Origin of the sequence: Massilia solisilvae, assembly GCF_024753215.1 — a bacterium.
In the GTDB taxonomy this organism is placed as follows: Bacteria; Pseudomonadota; Gammaproteobacteria; order Burkholderiales; family Burkholderiaceae_D; genus Telluria; species Telluria solisilvae.
The window spans coordinates 55,296-78,335 of the sequence record NZ_JANUGV010000002.1 but is presented as its reverse complement, the minus strand read 5'-3'; the positions used below and the strand labels follow the sequence as shown (position 1 = coordinate 78,335).

Annotated in this window: 20 protein-coding genes; 15 read left to right on the top strand and 5 right to left on the bottom strand. The window is 67.1% G+C overall.

Annotated elements, in window-relative coordinates; translation table 11 throughout:
* Positions 1-4 precede the first annotated feature (4 nt).
* The 7 genes from cydP to NX773_RS08500 all read left to right on the top strand — a co-directional run bounded on the left by cydP (position 5) and on the right by NX773_RS08500 (position 4,491).
* On the top strand, positions 5-172 hold the full coding sequence (cydP, locus tag NX773_RS08530; RefSeq protein WP_258855932.1) for a cytochrome oxidase putative small subunit CydP: 168 nt from the start codon (positions 5-7) through the stop codon (positions 170-172).
* Positions 162-1,748 carry a cytochrome ubiquinol oxidase subunit I gene (locus NX773_RS08525; RefSeq protein ID WP_258855931.1) on the top strand — a complete coding sequence of 529 codons (1,587 nt, stop codon included), beginning with the start codon at positions 162-164 and terminating at the stop codon, positions 1,746-1,748. Before cydP ends, NX773_RS08525 begins: the two co-directional genes overlap by 11 nt.
* Positions 1,741-2,880 (top strand): cytochrome d ubiquinol oxidase subunit II, encoded by a 1,140-nt coding sequence (gene cydB / locus NX773_RS08520; RefSeq protein ID WP_258855930.1) that lies wholly within the window; start codon positions 1,741-1,743, stop codon positions 2,878-2,880. The genes NX773_RS08525 and cydB overlap by 8 nt, the downstream gene beginning before the upstream one ends.
* 12 nt (positions 2,881-2,892) lie before the next feature.
* Positions 2,893-3,033 carry a cytochrome bd-I oxidase subunit CydX gene (cydX, locus tag NX773_RS08515; RefSeq protein WP_258824001.1) on the top strand — a complete coding sequence of 47 codons (141 nt, stop codon included), beginning with the start codon at positions 2,893-2,895 and terminating at the stop codon, positions 3,031-3,033.
* Complete coding sequence (locus NX773_RS08510) at positions 3,023-3,304, top strand: cyd operon YbgE family protein (RefSeq protein ID WP_258855929.1); 282 nt, start codon at positions 3,023-3,025, stop codon at positions 3,302-3,304. The genes cydX and NX773_RS08510 overlap by 11 nt, the downstream gene beginning before the upstream one ends.
* Entirely contained in the window at positions 3,304-4,095 is a 792-nt protein-coding gene (locus tag NX773_RS08505; protein WP_258855928.1) for a sulfite exporter TauE/SafE family protein, read from the top strand. The genes NX773_RS08510 and NX773_RS08505 overlap by 1 nt, the downstream gene beginning before the upstream one ends.
* 72 nt (positions 4,096-4,167) lie before the next feature.
* Positions 4,168-4,491, top strand: coding sequence for a hypothetical protein (locus tag NX773_RS08500; RefSeq protein WP_258855927.1), 324 nt, complete (start codon positions 4,168-4,170; stop codon positions 4,489-4,491).
* Here NX773_RS08500 and NX773_RS08495 read toward each other — a convergent pair.
* Positions 4,488-5,027: a hypothetical protein gene (locus tag NX773_RS08495; protein WP_258855926.1), complete on the bottom strand. Its 540-nt coding sequence runs from the start codon at positions 5,025-5,027 to the stop codon at positions 4,488-4,490. The two genes, NX773_RS08500 and NX773_RS08495, sit on opposite strands and share 4 nt — an antisense overlap.
* Before the next feature lie 95 nt (positions 5,028-5,122).
* On the opposite strand from NX773_RS08495, the gene NX773_RS08490 reads away from it, so the two are divergent.
* The 4 genes from NX773_RS08490 to NX773_RS08475 all read left to right on the top strand — a co-directional run bounded on the left by NX773_RS08490 (position 5,123) and on the right by NX773_RS08475 (position 10,886).
* Positions 5,123-5,479 (top strand): winged helix DNA-binding protein, encoded by a 357-nt coding sequence (locus NX773_RS08490; RefSeq protein ID WP_258823996.1) that lies wholly within the window; start codon positions 5,123-5,125, stop codon positions 5,477-5,479.
* Between the two features lie 184 nt (positions 5,480-5,663).
* Complete coding sequence (locus NX773_RS08485) at positions 5,664-5,918, top strand: hypothetical protein (protein ID WP_258855925.1); 255 nt, start codon at positions 5,664-5,666, stop codon at positions 5,916-5,918.
* Between the two features lie 303 nt (positions 5,919-6,221).
* Positions 6,222-8,576, top strand: a complete 2,355-nt coding sequence (locus NX773_RS08480) for a S9 family peptidase (protein ID WP_258855924.1) — start codon at positions 6,222-6,224, stop codon at positions 8,574-8,576.
* 150 nt (positions 8,577-8,726) lie between these two features.
* Entirely contained in the window at positions 8,727-10,886 is a 2,160-nt protein-coding gene (locus tag NX773_RS08475; RefSeq protein WP_258855923.1) for an RIFT barrel domain-containing protein, read from the top strand.
* Positions 10,887-10,918: 32 nt separating this feature from the next.
* Here the strand turns inward: NX773_RS08475 and NX773_RS08470 are convergent, their stop codons facing one another.
* Together NX773_RS08470 and NX773_RS08465 are read right to left on the bottom strand one after the other, a co-directional pair.
* Complete coding sequence (locus tag NX773_RS08470) at positions 10,919-12,154, bottom strand: ArgE/DapE family deacylase (RefSeq protein WP_258855922.1); 1,236 nt, start codon at positions 12,152-12,154, stop codon at positions 10,919-10,921.
* A gap of 1 nt (position 12,155) precedes the next feature.
* Positions 12,156-13,385 (bottom strand): urate hydroxylase PuuD, encoded by a 1,230-nt coding sequence (locus tag NX773_RS08465; protein ID WP_258855921.1) that lies wholly within the window; start codon positions 13,383-13,385, stop codon positions 12,156-12,158.
* 103 nt (positions 13,386-13,488) lie between these two features.
* Between NX773_RS08465 and NX773_RS08460 the strand changes: the two genes are divergently transcribed.
* From NX773_RS08460 to NX773_RS08445, 4 genes are all read left to right on the top strand, one after another.
* On the top strand, positions 13,489-14,436 hold the full coding sequence (locus tag NX773_RS08460) for a LysR substrate-binding domain-containing protein (protein WP_258855920.1): 948 nt from the start codon (positions 13,489-13,491) through the stop codon (positions 14,434-14,436).
* A 170-nt stretch (positions 14,437-14,606) separates the two neighbouring features.
* Entirely contained in the window at positions 14,607-16,352 is a 1,746-nt protein-coding gene (locus tag NX773_RS08455; RefSeq protein ID WP_258855919.1) for an allantoate amidohydrolase, read from the top strand.
* 228 nt (positions 16,353-16,580) lie between these two features.
* On the top strand, positions 16,581-17,780 hold the full coding sequence (locus NX773_RS08450; protein WP_258823988.1) for an ammonium transporter: 1,200 nt from the start codon (positions 16,581-16,583) through the stop codon (positions 17,778-17,780).
* A 158-nt stretch (positions 17,781-17,938) separates the two neighbouring features.
* Positions 17,939-20,275 (top strand): EAL domain-containing protein, encoded by a 2,337-nt coding sequence (locus NX773_RS08445; protein ID WP_258855918.1) that lies wholly within the window; start codon positions 17,939-17,941, stop codon positions 20,273-20,275.
* A gap of 15 nt (positions 20,276-20,290) precedes the next feature.
* On the opposite strand, the gene NX773_RS08440 is transcribed toward NX773_RS08445, so the two are convergent.
* Together NX773_RS08440 and hydA are read right to left on the bottom strand one after the other, a co-directional pair.
* Positions 20,291-21,532: a Zn-dependent hydrolase gene (locus NX773_RS08440; protein WP_258855917.1), complete on the bottom strand. Its 1,242-nt coding sequence runs from the start codon at positions 21,530-21,532 to the stop codon at positions 20,291-20,293.
* Positions 21,533-21,635: 103 nt separating this feature from the next.
* The gene (hydA, locus tag NX773_RS08435; RefSeq protein WP_258855916.1) at positions 21,636-23,024 is read right to left on the bottom strand and encodes a dihydropyrimidinase; all 1,389 of its coding nucleotides are present in this window, start codon (positions 23,022-23,024) and stop codon (positions 21,636-21,638) included.
* Positions 23,025-23,040: the final 16 nt, after the last annotated feature.

Here is a 23,040-nt window from a genome sequence, read left to right as displayed (position 1 = left end):
TGCGATGAACGATTCACCCGCTGTACTGAACCGGCGCCTGGTCCGCGACCTGGCGCTGGCCATCGTCTTCAAGCTCGTGGTCCTGGGCGTGCTGTGGCAGGCATTCTTCCACGACCACGCAGCGGCGGGCGCACAGCCCGATATCCTGCAGGAGGCGCGCCATGGGAACTGAGCACCTGGTTGACCTGTCGCGCCTGCAGTTCGCGGCCACCGCGATGTACCACTTCCTGTTCGTGCCGCTCACTTTGGGCATGGTCTGGCTGCTGGTGATCATGGAAAGCGTGTACGTCATGACCGGCAAGACCGTGTACAAGGACATGACGCGCTTCTGGGGCAAGCTGTTCGGCATTAACTTCGCCCTTGGCGTGACCACAGGGATCACGCTCGAATTCCAGTTCGGGACCAACTGGGCCTACTACTCGCACTACGTGGGCGACATCTTCGGCGCGCCGCTGGCGATCGAAGGGCTGATGGCGTTCTTCCTCGAGTCCACCTTCATCGGCCTGTTCTTCTTTGGCTGGGACAGGCTCTCGCGGCGCCAGCACCTGCTGGTGACGATCCTGATGGCCGTTGGCACCAACCTGTCGGCGCTGTGGATCCTGGTGGCGAACGGCTGGATGCAGAACCCCGTGGGCGCCGAGTTCAGCCCGGAGACCATGCGCATGGAACTGGTCGATTTCTGGGCCGTGCTGTTCAACCCCGATGCGCAGGCCAAGTTCGTGCACACGGTGTCGGCCGGCTACGTGACCGGCGCCATGTTCGTGCTGTCGATCTCGGCGTGGTATCTGCTGCGCGGGCGCGACGTGGAGTTCGCCAAGCGCAGCTTCCGCGTGGCCGCCGCCTTCGGCCTGGCCTCGGCCTGTTCGGTGATCGTGCTGGGCGACGAATCCGGCTACACCGTGGGCGAAGCGCAGCAGGCCAAGATGGCCGCCATCGAAGCCATGTGGGACACCGAGCCGGCGCCGGCGCCATTCAACGTGATCGCCCTTCCCAACCAGGCCGAGCTGAAGAACGACTTCGCGCTGCAGGTGCCGTGGGTGATGGGCCTGATCGGCACCCGCTCGATCAGCAAGGAGATCCCGGGGATCAAGGAGATCCAGGCCAGGAACCGCGCGCGCATCGTGTCCGGCATCGACGCCGTGACCGCGCTCGAGATCATGCGCCGCGACCGGCATAACGAACGGGCCGCCGCGCTGTTCGAGGAACACAAGGCCGACCTGGGCTTTGGCCTGCTGCTGAAGAAGTACGTGGTCAACGTGGCCGAGGCCACGCCGGAAATGATCGAGAAGGCGGTACAGGACACCATTCCGCGCGTGACGCCGATGTTCTGGGCGTTCCGCCTGATGGTGGCATTCGGCTTTGCCATGCTGGTGCTGTTTGCGGCAGCCACCTGGCAAACACTCAAGGGCCGCTGCTCCACCAGCCCGCGCCTGCTCAAGGCCGCACTGTGGTCGCTGCCGATGCCGTGGATCGCCGCGGAACTGGGCTGGTTCGTGGCCGAGTACGGCCGCCAGCCGTGGACCATCTACGGCGTGCTGCCCACCCACCTGTCGGTGTCCACGCTGTCGGTGGGCTCGCTGTATGGCTCGCTGGCCGGCTTCGTCGGCTTTTACACGGTGCTGCTGGTGGTGGAAATGTACCTGATGGTGCGCTTTGCCCGCATCGGCCCGGCCAGTCTGGGCACCGGGCGCTACGCAGGCGAGAAGGCGCACGGCGCCGCAACCGCCTCGGGAGAAATCCATGCTTGATTATCCAACCCTCAAACTGATCTGGTGGGTGCTGGTCGGCGTGCTGCTGATCGGTTTCGCCATCATGGACGGCCACGACATGGGCGTGGGCACCTTGCTGCCTTTTGCCGGCCGCAGCGACGTCGAACGCCGCGTCATCATCAACACCGTCGGGCCGCACTGGGACGGCAACCAGGTCTGGTTCATCACCGGCGGCGGCGCCATCTTCGCCGCCTGGCCGCTGGTGTATGCGACCGCGTTCTCCGGCTTTTACTGGGCCATGCTGGCGGTGCTGTGGGCGCTGTTCTTCCGGCCGGTGGGCTTTGACTACCGCAGCAAGCTAAACAACCCCACCTGGCGCTCGGTGTGGGACTGGGGCCTGTTCGTCGGCGGAGCGGTGCCGCCGCTGATCTTCGGCGTCGCCTTCGGCAACCTGCTGCAGGGCGTGCCCTTCCATTTCGACGACGACCTGCGCTCGACCTACACCGGCACATTCTTCGGCCTGCTCAACCCGTTCGCGCTGCTGTGCGGCGTGGTGTCCTCGGCGATGATCACCTTCCACGGCGCCGTGTACCTGGCCCACCGCACCGAAGGCCACATCCAGGCGCGCGCGCGCCGCGCCGCCAACTGGGCGGGCCTGGTGCTGCTGCTGGCCTTCAGCGCCGCCGGCGTGTGGCTGGCGCGCGGCATTCCCGGCTACGTGCTCGCTTCCGCACTGGACCCCGCCGCCCTGCCCAACCCGCTCGCCAAGGAAGTGGTCCGCAGCGCCGGGGCCTGGATGGCCAACTACCACCGCTACCCGGCCACCGTGGCCGTGCCGGCCATGGCCTACTGCGCGGTGCTCGCGGCCCTGGCCTGGCTGCGCGCGGGCTACACCCTGGCGGCCTTCGGCTGCTCGGCGCTGGCACTGGCCGGCGTGATCGGCACCGCAGGCGTCTCGATGTTCCCGTTCCTGATGCCCTCGTCGTCCGACCCGCGCTCCAGCCTCACGGTGTGGGACAGCACGTCCAGTCACCTGTCGCTGGGGATCATGTTCTGGGCCACGCTCATCTTCATGCCGATCGTGATCGCCTACACCAGCTGGGCCTACAAAGTCATGTCCGGCAAGGTGACGACGGCCTATGTGCGCAAGCACGACCATTCGGCTTATTGAGGAGGATACGTCATGTGGTATTTCGCCTGGGCGCTGGGGGTCGGCTTTGCCGTCCTGCTGGCCATCCTGAACGCGATGTGGGGCGAGCACGAAGAGGCGCGCCGCACCGGCTTTAACGATGACGCAAGCAGCGGGGGCCACGGTGGAACGTGATGCGCAGGCGCGCCCCGCCGCGCCGATGGCGCTGCTGCCGCTGCTGCTGGCCTGCGCCGTGGCGCTGGGGCTGACCATCTATCCGCAGCTGGCCATGCGCGCGGGCCGCCCGGACCACGTGGCGGCCATGCTGGCCATGGCCTCCATGTCGGCCGGGTTCGTGCGCGGCGTCGGCTTCGTTGCGCGGCGCCAGCCCTGGCGCGCGGTGTTCTCCACCCCGGCGTGCCTGGCCTGCGCCGCGCTCGCCGCGCTGCGGCTGTGGGGCGGCTGATGCTGGTCGACCTGCTCCTGGGCCTCGTGACCGGCGCCATCCTCGCGCTCACCGGCGCCGGCGGCGGCATCCTCGCGGTGCCGCTGCTGGTGTTCGGCGCGCGCCTGGACATGGCCACCGCCGGGCCGATTGGCCTGCTCGCGGTGGGCATGGCCGCGGCGCTGGGCGCCGGGCTGGGCCTGCGCGCCGGCATCGTGCGCTACCGCGCCGCGCTGCTGATCGCGCTGGCTGGCGCGGCCTTCTCGCCGCTTGGACTGTGGCTCGCCCACCGCATCGACAACCGCATGCTCACAGTGCTCTTTGCGCTGGTGCTCGCCTACGTTGCCTATCGCAGTTTCACCCAGGCCGGCCAGCCGCCCAGCACCGAACATAGCCTGAGGCACTGCGTGCGCGACCCTGCCACCGGCCGCTTCATCTGGACGCGTCCCTGCGCGCGCGTGCTGGCGCTGTCCGGCACCGTCGCTGGCCTCTTGTCCGGGCTGCTGGGCGTGGGCGGCGGCTTCGTGATGGTGCCGGCGCTGCGTGCTTACACCGAGCTGGAAATGCAATCGGTCGTGGCTACATCGCTTGCCGTGATCGCGCTGCTGTCGGCCACCGGCGTGGCGACAAGCGCACTGTCCGGCGGCTTCAACTGGGCGGTTGCCCTGCCCTTTTGCGCCGGCGCGCTGGCGGGCATGCTCGTGATGCGAGCCGTTGCGCACCAGCTGGGCGGCGCGGCCATGCAGCGCGGTTACGCTGTCGTGGCGGGAACCGTTGCGCTGGCCATGCTCTTGAAGGCCGCACTGGCCTGATGCCCGGGTTGCCAACGACGCGGGCCATCCGCTACACTGCTACAAAATTTGTATCGTTATGCGGAGCGGTGGATGCAGGATGTGTTGAACCCGGCGGTGGGAGCGTTCGTCTTCGAGCTGGTGCGCGGCTGGCTGTTCGGTAATGCGTTGGCCGGCACCGGAAGCGCGTTGCTGGTCCTCCTGGCGCTGGTGCTGGCCTGGCGCCGCCGCTTGCCGGCCATGCTGGTGCCCGAGCACGGCACGGCGATCGTGATCTTCTGTGTCGCGGGACTGTGCCTGGCGATGGGCATGGGCGAGCGCGGCGACCGGCAGGACCAGTTCCGCTCCACGCCGGCGGCAGCGCATGGGGTGCAAGGGCATGCCCGGGCCGCGACCGTGCCCGAGCGGCGCGGCTAGGCGCGCGGCGCGCGCAGCAGCACGAAGCGCGCGGCGTACAGCACGATCAGCGTGCCGGACAGGTCGCCGGTGACCATCGCGGCAAAACTGCTGCCCAGGTTGGCCTTGTGCTCGTAGAACGCGAACCACATATGGTGCAGTGCGGGGCTGGCGATCGAGAACATCAGCGCGCACTGCAGCAGGTTCATTGGCGTGAGGTTGGTGAGCGATGCCTCCAGTCCGTAGGCGTGGCGGGCGATGCGGTACACGCCGTAGGGCGCCACGGTGGCGAGGATGCCGCCGACGAAGGCACGCAGCGGATCATGCGGGAAGAAGTAGAGAAACGAGACCAGCCAGGACGCGGCCAGCAGGCCGACCGCCCCTGCTTCGGCAAACAGCAGCGTGCACAGAAGGCGCACGCCGGCGGGCAGGTAGATCCAGTTGACGCCGACGGCGAATTGAAGACGCGAGAGCAGCAATTCGTTCGCGGCCAGCGCCAACAGGAACAGGATGACGGTGGCGCCAGCCATCGAGAGGTTCAATTTTAACTGACTCATCTTTACAAACATGACTGCGTTACAATGTCACCCCGGCTGTGCGCGGTGGGCGTGCAGCTTAACGTAAGGCAGTCGCTTTCAGCAACCTACTCTTGATGAAAACCACACGTCCTGCCGACATCTTCCTGCGTTTCCTTCAGCTCGCCGAGGCGGTACGCGGCTTGCCTTCGCTGCCCGACCTCGATCCGCTCGAAGAGCGCATCCTGATGCTGGTCGCGCGCGCCGGCCAGGAGCACCAGCGCCTGTCGGTGCGCGACATGATGGCCCGGCACGAACTGGGCGCGCCGGCCACGGTGCACACGCGCCTGAAGTCGATGCGCGAGAAGGGCTGGATCAAGCTGTCCGACACCGAGGACAGCCGGCGCAAGCAGGTCGAGCTCACGCCCGCGGCGCTGCAGCACTTCGACCGGCTGTCGCAGTGCATGCTCAAAGCCACCAAATCCGCCGGCTGAAGCCGGCCCCCGCCTTACTCCTGCCCTTCCTCCGGGCGGTAAAACGCCCATTGTCGTGGTCTGCCGCCAGCGGCGGAAGTATACGATCCGCTTATGCTGACTATCACAAACCAAAAGTTTCGTTATAGCTCTGGGGAATCTATACTGCACCGCAACATAACGCAGTAATTCATCGGAGAATCACATGTCTGCAGCAACGATCACCCAGGCGCACGACAAGGGATTGCGCCACCACTTCAGCGCCCTGCTGGCAACAGTTGGCGATTTCGCCGCCCAGCTGTACGCGGCTCACGGCGGCTGGCTTGCCCCCATGCGCGACGCGGCTGCCGCCCGCGCCCGGCAGCAGGGTCGCGACGCCCTGCTGTCGCAGGCCAACCAGGCAGAGGCGCATTCGCCCAGCCTGGCCAACGAACTTCGCAATTTTGCTTCGAGAGGATAAATCATGACCGCTATCGAATACGTGTCCATCGCCATCGCCATCGTCGCCACCGTCGCCCGCATCGCGCTGTTCTTCCCGCGCGTGTCGCAGAGCCTGACCAAGCAAGCCTGACGCGAACCCAGCGTTCCAGACCGAGCCCGGCCCGTGCCGGGCTTTTTCATTGGTGGCGCGTACTTACGCAGGCGCGCATCGCCAGCGGCGGAAAAGCCTTGCGCCACCTCCCGCCCCGTGTGTTGCTGAGCTAGAATGCTCGTCGCATTTCCTTCTAGACAGCATTCCCGTTCACTCACTCGGACCATCTCGATGCGACTACTGCTCCTTTCCATCACCGCCGCGCTGATCGCGCTGCCCGCGGCGGCCAGCACGCCAATCACCCTCGACCAGGCGATGTCCAACCCGGACTGGATCGGCAACCCGACCGAAGCTGCGTGGTGGAGCTGGGACGGCAAGCAGGTGTACTACAAGCAGAAGCGCGCCGGCTCGCCGCTGCGCGACACCTGGGCCGCGCTGCCCAAGCCGCACCTGGTGGCGGACGGCGAGCTGCCCAGGCTCGACAGCCAGAACATGGTGTTCAACCGCGAGCACACCCGCGCCATCATCATGCGCAACGGCGACCTGTTCGAGCGCGACCTGAAGACCGGCGCGCTGACCCAGATCGTCAAGAGCGCGACCCCGGTGACGTCGCCGCAATACTCGAGCGACGAGACGAGCGTGCAGTTCCGCATGGGCGACGACTGGTACAGCTGGCACCGCGCCGATCGCCTGGTGTCGCCGGTGGCGCTGCCGCGTGCGGCCAAGGATCCGAATGCGCCTGATGAAGACGCGCTGCGCGCCATGCAGCTGCGCCTGATCGCGACCCTGAAGCGCCAGAAGGACGAGCGCGACGCCAGCCGCGCGCGTGCCGAGGAAGAGCGCCGCTTCGATGCGACCCGCGCGCCGGCGCCGATCTACCTGGGCGACAAGATCGCGATCCAGGGCAGCGCCCTGTCGCCAAGCGGCCGCTGGCTGCTGGTGGTGACCGGGCCGAAGGACGCCGACAAGGGCCGCATCGGCAAGCTGCCGCGCTATGTGACCGAATCGGGTTACGAGGAATTCCAGGACGAGCGCACCCGCGTCGGCCGCAACATGCCGGCCTCGCAAAGCATCAAGCTGGTGGACCTGACCACCAACAAGGTGCAGGAGCTGTCGTTCGACGCCCTGCCCGGCATTGCGGAAGACCCGCTGGCCGCGCTGCGCGCCGAACACAAGCAGCCCGCATTGAAGGGCAACCGCGCGGTGCACGTGGTGTCCGAATTCGGGCAGCCGATCCAGTTCACCAAGGATGGGGCACAAGCCGCGATCATGATCCGTTCGGTGGACAACAAGGACCGCTGGATCGCCACCGTCGATTTCGCGCAAGCGAAGCTCAAGCCGGTGCACCGCCTGACCGACCCCGCCTGGGTCAACTACGACAACAGCGAATTCGGCTGGCTGCCGGACAACCGCACGCTGTGGTACCTGTCGGAAGAAACCGGCTATTCGCACCTGTACACGAGCGATGCCAACGGCCACGCGCGCGCGCTCACGCAGGGCAAGTGGGAAGCCTCGGAAGTGAAATGGTCCACCGACGGCTCGACCGCGTACATCTTGTGCAACCGCGCGCAGCCCGGCACCTACGAGGTGTGCTCGGTGTCCGGCAAGGACGGCGCCACGCGTGAAGTGACCGCCTTTGACGGCGGCGTCGAGAACTTCGCGATCTCGCCCGACCAGCGCAAGCTGCTGGTGCGCTACTCGTCTTCCTACCTGCCGGCGCAGCTGGCCACCGTGCCCGCCAGCGGCGGCGCCGCGGTCAAGCTGACCGATACCCGCACCGCCGACTTCAAGGCGCGCGAGTGGATCATGCCGCAGTTCGTGGCCGTGCCGTCCACCCACGGCGGCGATCCGATCTGGGCCAAGCTGTACCGCCCGGCCCAGCTCGAACCGGGCAAGAAATACCCGATTGTGATGTTCGTGCACGGCGCCGGCTACCTGCAGAACGCGGATCATCGCTACACCAACTACTTCCGCGAGCAGATGTTCCATAACCTGCTGGTGCAGAAGGGCTACGTGGTGCTGGACATGGACTACCGCGGCTCCAAGGGTTACGGCAGCAAGTGGCGCACGGCGATCTACCGCAACATGGGCCACCCGGAGCTTGAGGACTACATCGACGGCGTGCACTGGATGGTGGACCGCCAGCAGGGCGACCCGAAGAACGTGGGCATCTATGGCGGCAGCTACGGCGGCTTCATGACCCTGATGGGCCTGATGCGCGCGCCGGAGGTGTTCAAGTCTGGCGCGGCGCTGCGCCCGGTGAGCGACTGGACCAGCTACAACCACGGCTACACGGCCAACATCCTCAACACCCCGGACATCGACCCCGAGGCGTACAAGGTGTCGTCGCCGATCGAGTATGCCGAGAACCTGCGCGGCAACCTGCTGATCGCGCACGGCATGGTGGACGACAACGTGTTCTACCAGGACTCGGTGCGCATGGCGCAGCGCCTGATCGAACTGAAGAAGGACAAGTGGGAGCTGGCCAGCTACCCGCTGGAGCGCCACGGCTTCGTGCAGCCGGAGAGCTGGTACGACGAGTACCGACGCATCCTCGAGCTGTTCGAGCGCACGCTCAAGCAGTAAGCACGAAAGGCGCCTGCGGGCGCCTTTCTTGTTGGAGGCGTAGGGTGGGGCAGGTTTTCCTGCCCACGCGTTCAACAAGCGATTGAACAGCGCGCCGCCAAAACCGGCCAGCAGCTAAGCTCACGGCTCCGCCAACCGATGAGCCGCAGCATGCGCCACCTGCTCCTGATTTCAATCGCCGCCGTCCACCTTCATGCCGCAGGCACAGGCCAGCAGGCCGCGCTCCCCGCGGGCGCAAAACTCGATCCCCAGCGTGTGCTGGCCGAGCGCTATGCCGCCCAATCCCCCATATCGGTACCGGTCCGACCGGCCGCTGCCGCCCCGGCAGGCGGCATCACCAACGTGACGTTCGAAACCGGCACCACGCAAGCGCAGGTGCCCGTCACGTTCGGCCAGGTTTTCGCGCCCGGCGCGTTGCGTCCGGGCGAGCAGCTGGCCGGCAAGCTGGCCGATGGCGGCACGGTGCCGCTGCAGGTGGACGCGAAGGCACGCCACGCCGACGGCTCGGTGCGGCATGCGGTCATCTCGGCAGTGCTGCCACGCGTGGCTGCGAATGCGCCGCTTGCCATGGCGCTGGTCAGGTCACAGGCACCCGCCGGCGCCCGCATGCCGGCCCCAGCCCAACTGCTCGACCAGGGCTTCACCGCGTCCGTCAGCGCGGTCATCGACGGCGAGCGTTACACCGCGTCGGCTGACAAGCTGCTGGTCGCGCAAAAACCGGCAACCTGGCTGTCCGGTCCCGTCGCCAGCGAATGGGAGGTCGCGGCGCCCTTGTCCAGCGCGAACGGCCAGGTCCACCCACATCTATCAGCGCGCTTTGCGATCCGCTGGTACCCCGCAGCACACGCGGCGCGGGTGGACGTGACGGTTGAAAACGACTGGGCCTACGAGCCGTCGCCGCGCAACTTCGTCTACGATGCCGTGGTCTCGGTTGGCGGCAAGGAGGTCTATGCAAAGAACGGGCTCACCCACTACCACCATGCGCGCTGGCGCAAGCTGTTCTGGTGGGGTGCGGCGCCGGCCGTCCACGTGCGGCATGACACCAACTACCTGATCGCCACGCGCGCCCTGCCCAACTACGACCGCACGGTGAGCATCCCCGACTTGGCGCTCGCGGCTCTGCAATCGCAGTGGACCGGGCCGCGCACCGAGCCGATGGGCGTGGGCGCCGCAGCGCAGGCCATGCCGACCACAGGCGGGCGCCCGGACATCGGTCTGCTGCCAGCCTGGGGCACGATGTACCTGCTGACGATGGACCAGCGCGCCGGGCAGGTCACGCTTGGCACCGCCGACCTGGCCGGGAGCTGGTCGATTCACTACCGCGACAAGCGCACGGGACGGCCAGTCAGCCTGCTCGACTACCCGTACATGACGATCGTCGGCAAGCCGGGCGACACGCTCAACCCGGCCACACGCCGGCAAGAGGCCTTCCCGCCCTGCGCGGCGCCAGACGCTTGCAAGAGCCCGTACGTGCACGACGTTGCGCACCAGCCCGCTTTCGCCTACCTGCCCTATCTCGTCACCGGCGACCGCTACTACCTGGAAGAGCTGCAGTTCTGGGCGATGTACGACGTGTTCTCATCCAACCCGGGCTACCGCGACAACGCGAAGGGACTGCTCAAGCCCGAGCAGGTGCGAGGCCAGGCGTGGGGTTTGCGCACGTTGGGCGAAGCGGCATACATCACGCCTGACGACGACCCGCTCAAGCGCCATTTCGTCCAGATCCTCAACGCCAACCTCGACTGGTACAACGCGACCTATGCGAACAACCCGTCGGCCAACAAGCTGGGCGTGATCGCCAACGGCTACGCGCTGGTGTACGACAAGCAGACGGCGCTCGCGCCGTGGCAGGACGACTTCTTCACCGCCGCGGTGGGCCACGTGTGGGAGCTCGGCTTCGACAAGGCCGCGCCGCTGCTGAAATGGAAAGCGCGCTTCCCGATCGGCCGCATGATCGGCCCCGGCGTGTGCTGGGTGGACGGCACGATCTACGCGATGAAAGTGCGCGACAGCGCCAGCAGCGCGATCTACAACACCATCGGCGAGGCTTACCGCGCGAGCCACAAGAGCGACTTCCTGGCCCTGCCCTGCGGCGGGCCGGAGATGGCCGCCGCGCTCAAGCTGGGCATTGGCGAAATGGCCGGCTATTCGTCGGTGGCGACAGGGTTCCCGTCCAACATGCAACCGGCCCTCGCTTACGCGGCGGACGCGGGCGGCGAAGCGGGAAGGAAAGCGTGGGCGCAGTTCATGGCGCGCAGCGTCAAGCCCGATTACGGCACTGCGCCACAGTTTGCCATTGTGCCGAGATAATCGTTCGGTCCGGGTGGGCGCCCACCCTACCTTCACTTGCCCAGAAAATCGAGCAGCGTCAGCGCCACCACCTTGGTCGCCTTGCGCAGGTCGTCGAGCGCCAGCTTCTCGTCCGCCTTCTTGGCATTCGACTCGGGCACCGTGCGCGGGCCCGCGCCGTACAGCACCGCCGGAATGCCGCGCTCGCCGTAGAGCCGAGCGTCCGCATACAACGGCGTTCCTTGCGCGGTAATCTCCTCGCCCATCACCTCACGGCCGTGCTGCTGCAGGCTGGCCACGAGCTTTTCCGCCCCCGGCAGCGGCCGCAGCGCGTGCGACAGCAGCAGCCGCCTGATCTCCAGCCGGATTCCCGGCATGCCCCGCACCGCATCCTCGATCAGCGCGCGCACCTGCGCCTCGACCTGCGCCGGATCTTCCTCGGGAATCATGCGACGGTCCATCTTGAGCACCACCTTGCCCGGCACGACGTTGGTGTTGGTGCCACCGTCGATGCGGCCGACCAGCATGGTCGGCGAATCGATGCCCGGCACGTTCGACTTGATCTTCTTGAGTTCCGGCAGCTGGCCGTAGATCGCATTCAGGATGCGCGCGGCGGCCTGCAGCGCGTCCACGGCCGTTTCCGGCATTGCGCCATGCCCGGCCTTGCCATGCACCGTGATCTCCAGCTGCAGGCAGGCGTTGTGGGCGGTGACGATGTTGTAGCTGAAGCCGGCCGCGATCACATAATCCGGGCTGGTCAGGTTCTGTTCCAGCAGGTAGCCCGGCCCCAGCAGGCCGCCGAACTCCTCGTCGTAGGTGAAGTGCAGCTCGAGCGCGCCCTTGAGCGGGACGCCCAGCGCCTCGAGCGCGCGCACCGCAAAGACATAGGTGGCGAAGTCGGACTTGGACACCGCCGCTGCGCGGCCATAGATGTAGCCGTCCTCGATCACCCCGCCGTAGGGTGGCTTGGTCCAGCCCTCCCCCGGCGGCACCACATCGCCGTGCGCATTGAGCGCAACGGTCGGCCCGCCCGCGGCGTACGGCCGCCGGATGATGAGATTGGTGATGCTCTCCATGCCGTAGTCGCGCACGCGCTCGGGCGGCACCGCATGCCTTTCGGCGGTCCAGCCGTATTCCTCGACCATGCCGGCCACCGCCTCAGCATGCGGCGCGTTGTTCCCCGGCGGCGTGTCGGTCGGGATGCGGATCACCTGCTGCAGGAACCCGACTTCCTCGTCGAAGTGGTCGTCGATCCAGCGCGTCAGTTGTTCTTGTACTTGCTTGTCCATGTCATTGGTTTCCTGTCTTGGCGCCCGACTCGAACCACGCGGCCACCTGCGCGCGCTCGGCATCCGTCATGTTGGTCAGGTTCCCGAGCGGCATGGCCTTCAGCTGCACGGCCTGCTGGTAGATGCGCGGCGCGTTCTGGCTGATCGCATGCGGATCGTCCAGCACCACGCCTGCGGGCGCCGTCGAAAAGCCTTGCTGCGTCGGGTGCGCCGCGTGGCAGCCCACGCAGCGCTGGTCGAGGATCGTTCGCACCTGCGCGAACTGTGCGGCCGGGTCCGCGCCCGGCCTGCTCGCTGCCGGCGGACGCGGCGCCAGCATGACGGCCAGCGCCAGCAGCAGCGCAACGCCCGCAGCCGGGTACTTCCATTCGATGCGGCCCCTGTGGCGCAAATTGAAGAAGTGGCGGATCAACGCGCCGGCCGCCATGATCACCGCCAGCACCGCCCACGCATGCGCGCTGCGGTAGGTCATCGCGTAATGATTGCTGATCATGATGAACAGCACCGGCAGCGTGAAGTAGTTGTTGTGGACGCTGCGCTGCTTGCCACGGATGCCATACACCGGGTCGGGCTTTTCGCCCGCCATCATCGCATTGACCATCTTGCGCTGGCCGGGAATGATCACCATGGCCACGTTGGCGACCATGATGGTGCCGATCATCGCACCCACCTGGATATACGCGGCGCGGCCGGACAGCAGGTGCGTGAGCACGTAGGCCGAGCCGGCCAGGAACAGCCACATGACCACGCCAAACGCCAGGTCGTGCCGGCCGAGCCTCGATTTGCACAGCAGGTCGTACACCACCCAGCCCACGACCAGGCTCGCAAGGCCAATGCCGACTGCCTGCCAGCTCGACAGGGTGGCCACGCCGTGGTCCACCATCATCGCCTGCGCATTCAGGTAGTACACGATGGTGAGCAGCGCAAAGCCGGACAGCCAGGTCGAGTAGGCCTCCCATTTGAACCAGTGCAGCTCCTTGGGCAGCTGCGCGGGCGCGACCAGGTACTTCTGCGGGTTGTAGAAGCCGCCGCCGTGCACGGCCCACAGTTCGCCGGACACGCCTTTGTTCGCGAGCTCGGAACCGGGTGCGGGCGGGCGGATCGAGTTATCCAGCCACACGAAATAGAACGACGCACCGATCCACGCGATGCCGGTGATGATGTGCAGCCAGCGCACCAGCAGGTTGAGCCACTCGAGCACATAGGGAGTGAGATATCCGAACACGTCCATGCATGGTTCCTTGTTGCGGGATTGCCTGACAATAAACCGATTTCAATTTGTACAACATGAGAAATGCCGTATATTTGACATATCTGAAACCTTATACGCTCGCATGGCCAGCCTGCCCCAGCACCTCGACCTGCACCTGATCCGCATCCTGTACCTGCTGCTGGTCGAGAAGAACGTCTCGCGCGTCGCCCTCAAGCTGAACCAGCCGCAGCCGTCGATCTCGGCATCGCTGCGCAAGCTGCGCGAGCTGACCGGTGACCCGCTGCTGGTGCGTGGCGCGCGCGGCATGGTGCCGACCCAGCACGGCGAAAGCCTGCGCGCGCCGGCCAAGCGCATCCTGGACGAGGCCGAGGGCCTGTTCGTGAAGAAGTCGCCGTTCGTGCCGGAGCAGGCCGAGCGCACCTTCCACATCGCCGCGCCGGATTACCTGGACACCCAGTTCCTGCCGGGCGTGGTGGCGGCGCTGCGACGCGGCGCGCCCAACAGCCGGGTTGCGATCCACAGCCTGGGCCCTGGCACGGACTACCTGCGGATGCTGTCGGACGGCGAGATGGACCTGGTGATCGCGAACTGGGACGAGCCGCCGCAGCACCTGCACATGTCCAAGCTGTTCGAGGATCCGATCGTGTGCGCGATGCGGGCCGACAGCCCCTACGCGCGCAGGACCCCCGAGGACGCGATGACGCTGGATGATTACCTGAACCTGCCCCATGTGGCGCCGTCGCAGATGCTGCCGGGGTACCTTGGCGTGATCGACTCCTGGCTCGACCGGCAGGGCATGCAGCGCCGTGTGGCGGTCGAGTCGCCCTACTTCGGGCTGATCCCGTACATGCTCACGCAGAGCGACCTGGTGCTGACCACCGGGCGCCAGTTCCTGCGCTTTTACGAAAAGACGCTGCCGTTGAAGGTGTTCACGGTGCCGGTGAAGTTTCCGCCAATGCGCTTTTATCAGCTGTGGCACGAGCGCGTGCACCAATCGGCGGAGCACAAGTGGCTGCGCGACCAGGTGAGCGCGGCAGCGCGGGCGCTCGGGACTGGTAACCTACATTGAACGCGTGGGCGGGAAACCCGCCCACCCTACGAAAAACAGCGGCGCCTCCCGTAGGGTGGGCAGGTTCTCCTGCCCACGCGTTCAGCCGCCGCTTGATATATCGCGAACTCAAACGAGACCATCACAGAGGTGCTATAACAACAACCCAGTAGCGCATTATCATCGCTGCCATGACCACGCTAACCGACCTGAGTAACTGCAGCCCTGGCGACTTTGTCCGCACCCTGCACGGCATCTATGAGCACTCGCCATGGATCGCGCAGCGCGCCGCCGCCCGGCGTCCGTTCGCAACGCTGGCCGCGCTCAAGCTCGCGCTGCAGGACGTGGTGCGCGATGTGAGCGAAGACGAGCAGCTGTCCCTGCTGCGCGCCCACCCGGAACTGGCCGGCAAGGCCGCCATTGCCGGCGCGCTCACGCGCGAATCGACCGGCGAGCAGGCCAGTTCGGGCCTGGACAAGTGCAGCCCCGACGAATACGCAACGCTGCACCAGCTCAACCGCGACTACGGCGACAAGTTCGGCTTCCCGTTCATCCTCGCGGTGCGCGGCCCGACCGGCCGCGGGCTCACGCGGCGCGAGATCATCGACACCTTCGCGCGGCGGTTGCAGAACCAGCGCGCCGACGAGATGGCCGAGGCGCTGCGCCAGGTCCACCGGATCGCCGAGATCCGCCTGAACGACCTGCTCGGGGTGGAGCTCGCGTTCGGCCCGCAGGTAATGCAATGGGCCGAGGAGATCGGCGCCTGGAGCGATGACGAAGGCGCCCTCACCTGCGCCTACATGACCGATGCGCACCGTCGCACCGCAGCCCAGCTGGCGGAGTGGATGCGGCAGGCTGGCATGCAGGCGCACATTGACGCGGTAGGCAACGTGGTCGGCCGCTACGCCTCATCCACGCCTGATGCGAAGACGCTCATCACCGGCTCGCACTACGACACCGTGCGAAACGCCGGCAAGTACGATGGACGGCTTGGCATCCTGCTGCCGGTCGCCGTGGTCCGGCACCTGCACGAGCGCGGCGAACGGCTGCCCTTTCATCTGGAGGTGGTGGGCTTCGCCGAGGAAGAAGGCGTGCGCTTCAAGAGCACCTTCCTGGGCAGCAGCGCGCTGGCCGGGCGATTCAATGCCGCTCTGCTGGACCAACAGGACGGCGACGGCATCACCATGCGCCAGGCGATTGCCGATGCGGGCCATGACGTGAGCGCGATCGCTGCCATCGCGCGCGATCCCGCACGCCTGCTGGGCTTCGTCGAGGTGCACATCGAGCAAGGCCCGGTGCTGCTCGAGCGCGGCCTGCCGCTGGGCGTGGTGAGCGCGATTGCGGGCAGCTCGCGCTACCTGGTGGAACTGACCGGGCTGGCCAGCCACGCCGGCACCACGCCGATGGGCATGCGCAAGGACGCCGCCGCGGCCGCCGCCGAAATCGTGCTGCTGGTCGAGCGCCGCTGCGCGCAGGCGCCATCGCTGGTGGGCACGGTGGGCCAGCTCGAGGTGCCGGACGGCTCGGTCAACGTGGTGCCGGGACGGTGCAAGCTCTCGCTCGACATTCGCGCCGCCGATGACGCGGTGCGGCTGGCAGCAGTGGACGAAGTGCTGGCCGGGATCAGCGCCATCTGCGCGCGGCGCCAGGTTGGCCTGTCGGTATTCAAGCTGCTGGAAGCGGAGGCGGCGCCGTGCGCGCCGCGGCTGATGGACCAGCTCGGGGCGGCAGTCGAGCGTGCCGGCCTGCCGCGCTTTGACCTGCCGTCCGGCGCCGGCCACGACGCGATGCAAATGGCCGCGATCACCGATGTGGCCATGCTGTTCACACGCTGCGGCAATGGCGGCATCAGCCACAACCCCCTCGAAACCATGACGGCCGACGACGCCGAAGTCGCCGGACAGGTGCTGCTCGACTTTTTGCGCGCGCTCCGTTAGCGCTGGCTGGACGCGTGGGCAGGAGCACCTGTCCACCCTAGCGGCAAGGCACATGCGGCGTGCGCCGGAATGGCGTCGCATGCACCATACTGGGGCGGGGCACGCACCGGCATGACGCAGCCGCACCATCGCCGCCTGCGCCGCAGGTTCATTCCCAGTGCAGTGCACCGCAATGGCACGCTTCTTGCACCCTTCCTGCACCTCATCCGTAATCAGGCAGCAGCAATAATGGACGCATACAAAACTGGCGCAGACGCGCTGTTCATCCTGCTCGGCGGGATCATGATCCTCGCCATGCACGCAGGCTTCGCCTTCCTCGAGCTGGGCACCGTACGCAAGAAGAACCAGGTCAACGCGCTGGTCAAGATCCTTGCCGATTTCGCCATCTCGACCATCGCCTACTTCTTCGTCGGTTACGCGATCGCCTACGGCATCAACTTCCTGGGCAGCACCGAGACCATGGTCGCAAAGAACGGCTACGAGCTCGTGAAGTTCTTCTTCCTGCTGACCTTCGCGGCGGCGATCCCGGCGATCATCTCGGGCGGCATCGCCGAGCGCGCGCGGTTCTACCCGCAGCTGATGGCCACCGCCCTGCTGGTCGGCCTGGTGTATCCGTTCTTCGAAGGGATCGCGTGGAACCATCGCTTCGGCATCCAGGCCTGGCTGCAGCAGGCGTTCGGCGCCGAGTTTCACGACTTCGCGGGCTCGGTGGTGGTGCACGCGGTCGGCGGCTGGGTGGCGCTGCCCGCCGTGCTGCTGCTGGGCGCGCGGCGCGGGCGCTATACCAAGGAAGGACGCATCGCGGCGCACCCGCCGTCGAACATCCCGTTCCTGGCGCTGGGCGCATGGATCCTGACCGTCGGCTGGTTCGGCTTTAACGTGATGAGCGCGCAGACGCTCGACAAGATGAACGGCCTGGTCGCCGTGAATTCGCTGATGGCGCTCGTCGGCGGCACCCTCACCGCCCTTGTCCTCGGCCGCAACGACCCCGGCTTCGCCTACAACGGCCCGCTGGCCGGGCTGGTTGCGGTGTGCGCCGGCTCGGACCTGATGCACCCGCTGGGCGCACTCGTGACGGGCGCCATCGCGGGCGCGATCTTCGTCATCATGTTCACACAGGCCCAGAACAAGTGGAAAATCGACGACGTGCTCGGCGTGTGGCCGCTGCACGGCCTGTGCGGCGCATGGGGCGGCATCGCCGCCGGCATCTTCGGCAGCCGCGCGCTGGGCGGGCTGGGTGGCGTGTCGCTGCTGTCGCAGTTGGCCGGTACCCTGCTCGGCATTGCCATCGCCGCGCTTGGCGGTTGGGCGGTGTATAGCCTGATCAAGGCGACCCTCGGCCTGCGCCTGGACCCCGAACAGGAGTTCGATGGCGCCGACCTGTCGATCCACAAGATCAGCGCCACGCCGGAACGCGAAACGATGTGACCCCTTCCATGGGGGAAGATCGACAAATCGTGTGCCGATTCTGCAACTCGTGATGTAAGGACGACCACAAACCTTCGTGCCGCAGGTATGCTCTTTCTCGTTTGCAATATTGTCATGTATGCATGTCTTGGCTGGCAGCTCTTTGAGAAAGAAGGAATGTGGACACCCTCGATACGATCGAGCACTGGCGCGCCAGGACCTTTTCGTCACTCCTCAATTTTGTCCTGGTCTTTGGCGTCCTCACTGCGCTGGCAAGCGTGTGGGCGGCATTGGAACGCGACCTGTGGCCGGTCGTCGTCGTTGACCTCGCCGCGCTCGGCTGGCTGCTGGCGATCTGGTGGTGCGACGGCGCGGCCCACGCGGTCCGCGTCGGCAACTTCCTTGCGCTGATCTTCCTGGTCGGGGTCGGGCTGATGATTACCGTCGGCCCGGTCAGCCAGGTGTACCTGCTGGCCGCCCCGGTGCTGGCGACCGTGCTGCTCGGGCTGCGCCCGGCGCTCTGGTGGCTCGCCTGTGCCAGCCTGGCGGTGTTCACCCTCAGCTTGGCCGGCATCGCCCGGCTCGACGCCAGCGCCATCGCCGCCGGCCCGGCCGCCGCCGCAATCGTTGCGCTCAACTTCCTGTTTGTCGGCGGCCTCATCACGACTACTTGCGCCATGCTGCAGCGCGGCCTGATCAAGACGCTGGAGCGAGTCGCGGTGTTCGCGCGCTCGCTCGAACAAGGCAAGAACGAGCTGCAGGCGGTGAACAATGAACTGCGTCTGACCGCCGCGGCAGTGGCGCGGCTGAACGAGATGGTCGCAATCGTCAAGTCAGACCGCCACGGCGGCGCGCAGCCGATCATCTTCGTGAACGACGCATTCGAAAAGCGCTCCGGCTACCAGCGCAGCGAACTGCTTGGCCGCGAATGGGACATGCTGCTGGGCGCCGAGCCGCAATCGCGCCAGGCGCGCCGGGTCGCGCTGTCGATGGCCAAGGTCGAACAAGCCGATGCCGAACTGCTCTACCACAGCAAGTCGGGCGAACCGTACTGGGTCGAGCTGGAGCTGGTGCCGTTTGCCGACGAGGGCGGCGTGAACACGCACTGGGTGGCGGTCGGACGCGACGTCACCGACCGCAAAAAGGTCGAGCGCCATATCCACCAGCTAGCGTACTACGATGGCCTGACCGGCCTGCCCAACCGGCGCCTGCTGGTGGACCGGATCGAGGCGCAGCTGGCCGCGGTGCAGACCACCACCCACTTCGGCGCCATCCTGCTGGTGGACCTCGACCGCTTCAAGTACATCAACGATGCGCGCGGCCACGCAACCGGCGACGCGCTGCTGCGCCATGCCGCCGAGCGGCTGGCCGCGCTCGCGGGCAAGGACGACACCGTGGCCCGCATCGGCGGCGACGAGTTCGTGATCCTGCTGCCGCGCCTGTCGGACGACTTCGACTACGCGACGGTGGCAGCGCTGGCGACGGCCGACAAGGTGCGCGCCGCCATCGCCGAACAGTTCGACATCGACGGCCAGTCCTACTCGTCCTCGGCCAGCGTGGGCGTGGCCCTGCTGCCCAAATCCGGCCAGACCGCGCAGGACCTGCTGCGCGAGGCCGACACCGCCATGCACCGCGCCAAGCTGGCCGGGCGCAACCGCGTCTCGATCTTCGAGACCACCATGCGCGCCGAGGTGGAACAGCGGCTCGCGCTGGAACGCGATCTGGCCGCCGCGCTGCGCCAGGGCGAGCTGGCGATGCACGCGCAGCTGCAGGTCGACTGCGCGGGCGTGCCGCACGGCGTGGAACTGCTGGCGCGCTGGCGCCGCGCCGACGGCAGCTTCGTGTCGCCGGAGCGCTTCATTCCGGTGGCCGAGGAGACTGGCCTGATCCAGCCGCTCGGCCAATGGGCGCTGCGCGAGGCTTGCCTGGCGCTGTGCACATTCACGCAGGCGGGATTCAAGCTGCCGGTGTCGGTGAACGTGAGCCCTTCGCAGTTCCGCCAGCCCGAGTTTTTGTCGCAGGTGCGCGCGGTGCTGGCCGAGACCGGCGCGCCGGCCCACCTGCTGATCTTCGAGCTGACCGAGAGCCTGCTGGTCGATAACCTGGAAGGCACGCTGTCGCGCATGCACGAGCTGGCGGCGCTGGGGATCCGCTTGTCGATCGACGATTTCGGCACCGGCTATTCGAGCCTGGCCTACCTGCGCCGCATGCCCTTGTTCGAGCTGAAGATCGACCGCACCTTCATCCAGGACGCGCCCGGCGACGAGAACGGCAAGGCGATCGTGCAGTCGATCCTGGCGATGGCCAGCCACCTCGGCCTGCGTGCAACCGCGGAAGGCGTGGAGACGCACGAGCAGGCATCGTTCCTGGCCGCGAACGGTGCGGCCGGCATGCAGGGCTACCTGTTCGCGCGGCCGATGCCGCTGCCGGACCTGATCAAGCTGCTCAACGAAAACCCGCGCGGGATCGTGGCCGCAGGCGCCGCCGGCGACGCGATGCCCGCGGCGGCGGCCTGACCCGCGCAGACAGCTTCAGGCGGCCACGACGCCCGCGCGCTCGAGCATGGCGTGCAACAGCACGTTGCAGCCGGCCTCCAGATGGCCGGGCTCTGCGTCCTCGATCTCGTTGTGGCTGATGCCGTCCTTGCACGGCACGAAAATCATCCCGGATGGCGCCACCCGCGCCGTGTAGATCGCGTCGTGGCCGGCGCCCGACACCACGTCCATGGTCGGGTAGCCGAGTTTGGCGGTTGCAGCGCGCACCGCGTTCACGCAGTCTGGGTGGAACGGGCACGGCGGGTAGTACGAGACGCGCTCGATGGACACGGACAGGCCGGTTGCGGCCTGGGTCTTTGCCACAAAAGCGAGCATCTCTTCGTGCATGGTATTGAGCAGCTCGTCGCTGACGTTGCGCAGGTCGATGCTGAACTTGACCTGGCCGGGAATCACGTTGCGGCTGTTGGGGAAGACCTGCACCATGCCCACCGTGCCGCGCCCATACGGCGGGTAGCGGTTGGCGATGGCCACCACCTCCTGCATGATGGTGGTGGCCACCTGCAGCGCGTCGCGACGCAGGTGCATGGGCGTGGGGCCGGCATGCGCTTCCATGCCGCCTACCACGCAGTCGTACCACGACAGGCCCATCACGGCGGGCACCACGCCGATCACCTTGCCGGCATCTTCGAGCACCGGCCCTTGCTCGATGTGGGTCTCGAAATAGGCGCCGATGGGATGCCGGCCCGGCACCTGGTCGCCCATGTAGCCGATGCGCGCGAGCTCGTCGCGCACGGATTTTCCCTCGATGTCCTTCGCCGCGTACGCCGTCTCCAGCGTGAACGCGCCGCAGAATACGCCGGACCCCATCATCACCGGAACGAAGCGCGAGCCTTCCTCGTTTGTCCAGAACGCCACCTCGATTGGCGCCTCGGTGGCGATCTTCAGGTCGTTCAGGGTGCGCACCACTTCCAGCCCGGCCAGCACGCCATAGTTGCCGTCGAACTTGCCGCCGGTGGGCTGGGTGTCGATGTGGCTGCCGGTGACGACTGGCGGCAGCGACGGGTTGCGGCCTTCGCGGCGCATGAACACGTTGCCGATCTGGTCAACGGTGACCGACAGTCCCGCCTCGCGGCCCCATTGCACGACCAGGTCGCGGCCCTGGCGGTCCAGGTCGGACAGGGCCAGGCGCTTGACGCCGCCCTTCTCGGTCGCGCCGATGCGGGCGAGGTCCATCAGGGAGTTCCACAGGCGTTGGCCGTTGATGCGCAGTTCGTTCATGTTGACCTCGTCAAGGTGTGCCGCTTTCTGTCGTGATTACGGGCCGCTTGTGGTGCGGCTTCGGATGCTCAGCATGGGTCCCCGCCTTCGCGGGGACGACGGTTCAAGGGGCGGGAGCAAATGCCGGGCGGTCGATGTAGCGGCCGGCTCCCTCTTCCGCGCACAGCTCGCCCTTGTTGAATACCAGCTTGCCGCTCGCCAGCGTGTGCGTGGGGATGCCGCGCACCGCCCGGCCCTCGAACACGTTGAAGCCGCCCTTGCTGAACTGGGTCTTCGCCGAAATCGTGCGGCTGCCCTGCGGATCCCACACCACAATGTCGGCGTCCGCTCCCACCGCGACCACGCCCTTGCGCGGGTACATGTTGAAGATCTGCGCCGCGTTGGTCGAGGTGACGCGCACGAATTCGGACGGGGTGAGGCGGCCGCTGTTCACGCCCGCGTCCCACACCACGGCCATGCGTTCCTCCACGCCGCCGCAGCCGTTCGGGATTTTGGTGAAATCGTCCTTGCCCATCGCCTTTTGCTCGGCGCAGAAGGTGCAGTGATCGGTGGCCGTGGTGTGCAGGTTCCCGGCCTGCAGGCCATGCCACAGCGCGTCCTGGTGATGACGTCCGCGGAAAGGTGGGCTCATGACGTGTGCGCGGGCGAATTCGAGGTCGTCGGAGCGGTACACGCTGTCGTCGATGACGAGATGGCCCGCCAGCGCCTCGCCATACACGCGCTGGCCGCCCGCGCGGGCGCGGGTGATGGCGTCCAGCGCCTCGGCGCACGAGACGTGCACGATGTACACCGGGGTGCCGAGCACGCCGGCAATGGTGATGGCGCGGTTGGCTGCCTCGGCTTCCACTTCGGGCGGGCGCGACAGCGGGTGCGCCTGCGGACCGCGGATGCCCTTTTCCAGCAGCGCGCGCTGCAGCTGGAACACCAGCTCGCCGTTCTCGGCATGCACGGTTGGGATCGCACCGAGCTCGAGCGCGCGGCTGAAGCTCTTCACCAGCGTCTCGTCGTCGGCCATGATCGCGTTCTTGTACGCCATGAAGTGCTTGAAGCTGTTCACCCCGTGCTCGCGCACCAAAGTGCCCATCTCGCGGTGCACCGACTCGTCCCACCACGTGACCGCGACGTGGAAGGTGTAGTCGCCCGCCGCCTTGCGCGCCCAGCCGCGCCAGGTGTGGTAAGCCTCGAGCAGCGACTGCTTCGGGTCGGGGATCACGAAGTCCATGATGGTCGTGGTGCCGCCCGCCAGGCCCGCCGCCGTGCCGGTGTAGAAGTCGTCCGCGGTGACCGTGCCCATGAACGGCAGCTGCATGTGGGTGTGGGTGTCGATCCCGCCCGGCATTACGTATTGGCCGCCGGCGTCGACGACGGTGGCGTGCACCGGCGCGTCCAGGTTCTCGCCCACGGCAACGATCTTGTCGCCGTAGCACAGCACGTCGGCGCGAAAGGCACGGTCGGCATTGACGACGGTGCCGCCTCGGATGATCACGGTCATGGGCTTCTCCTGGCAG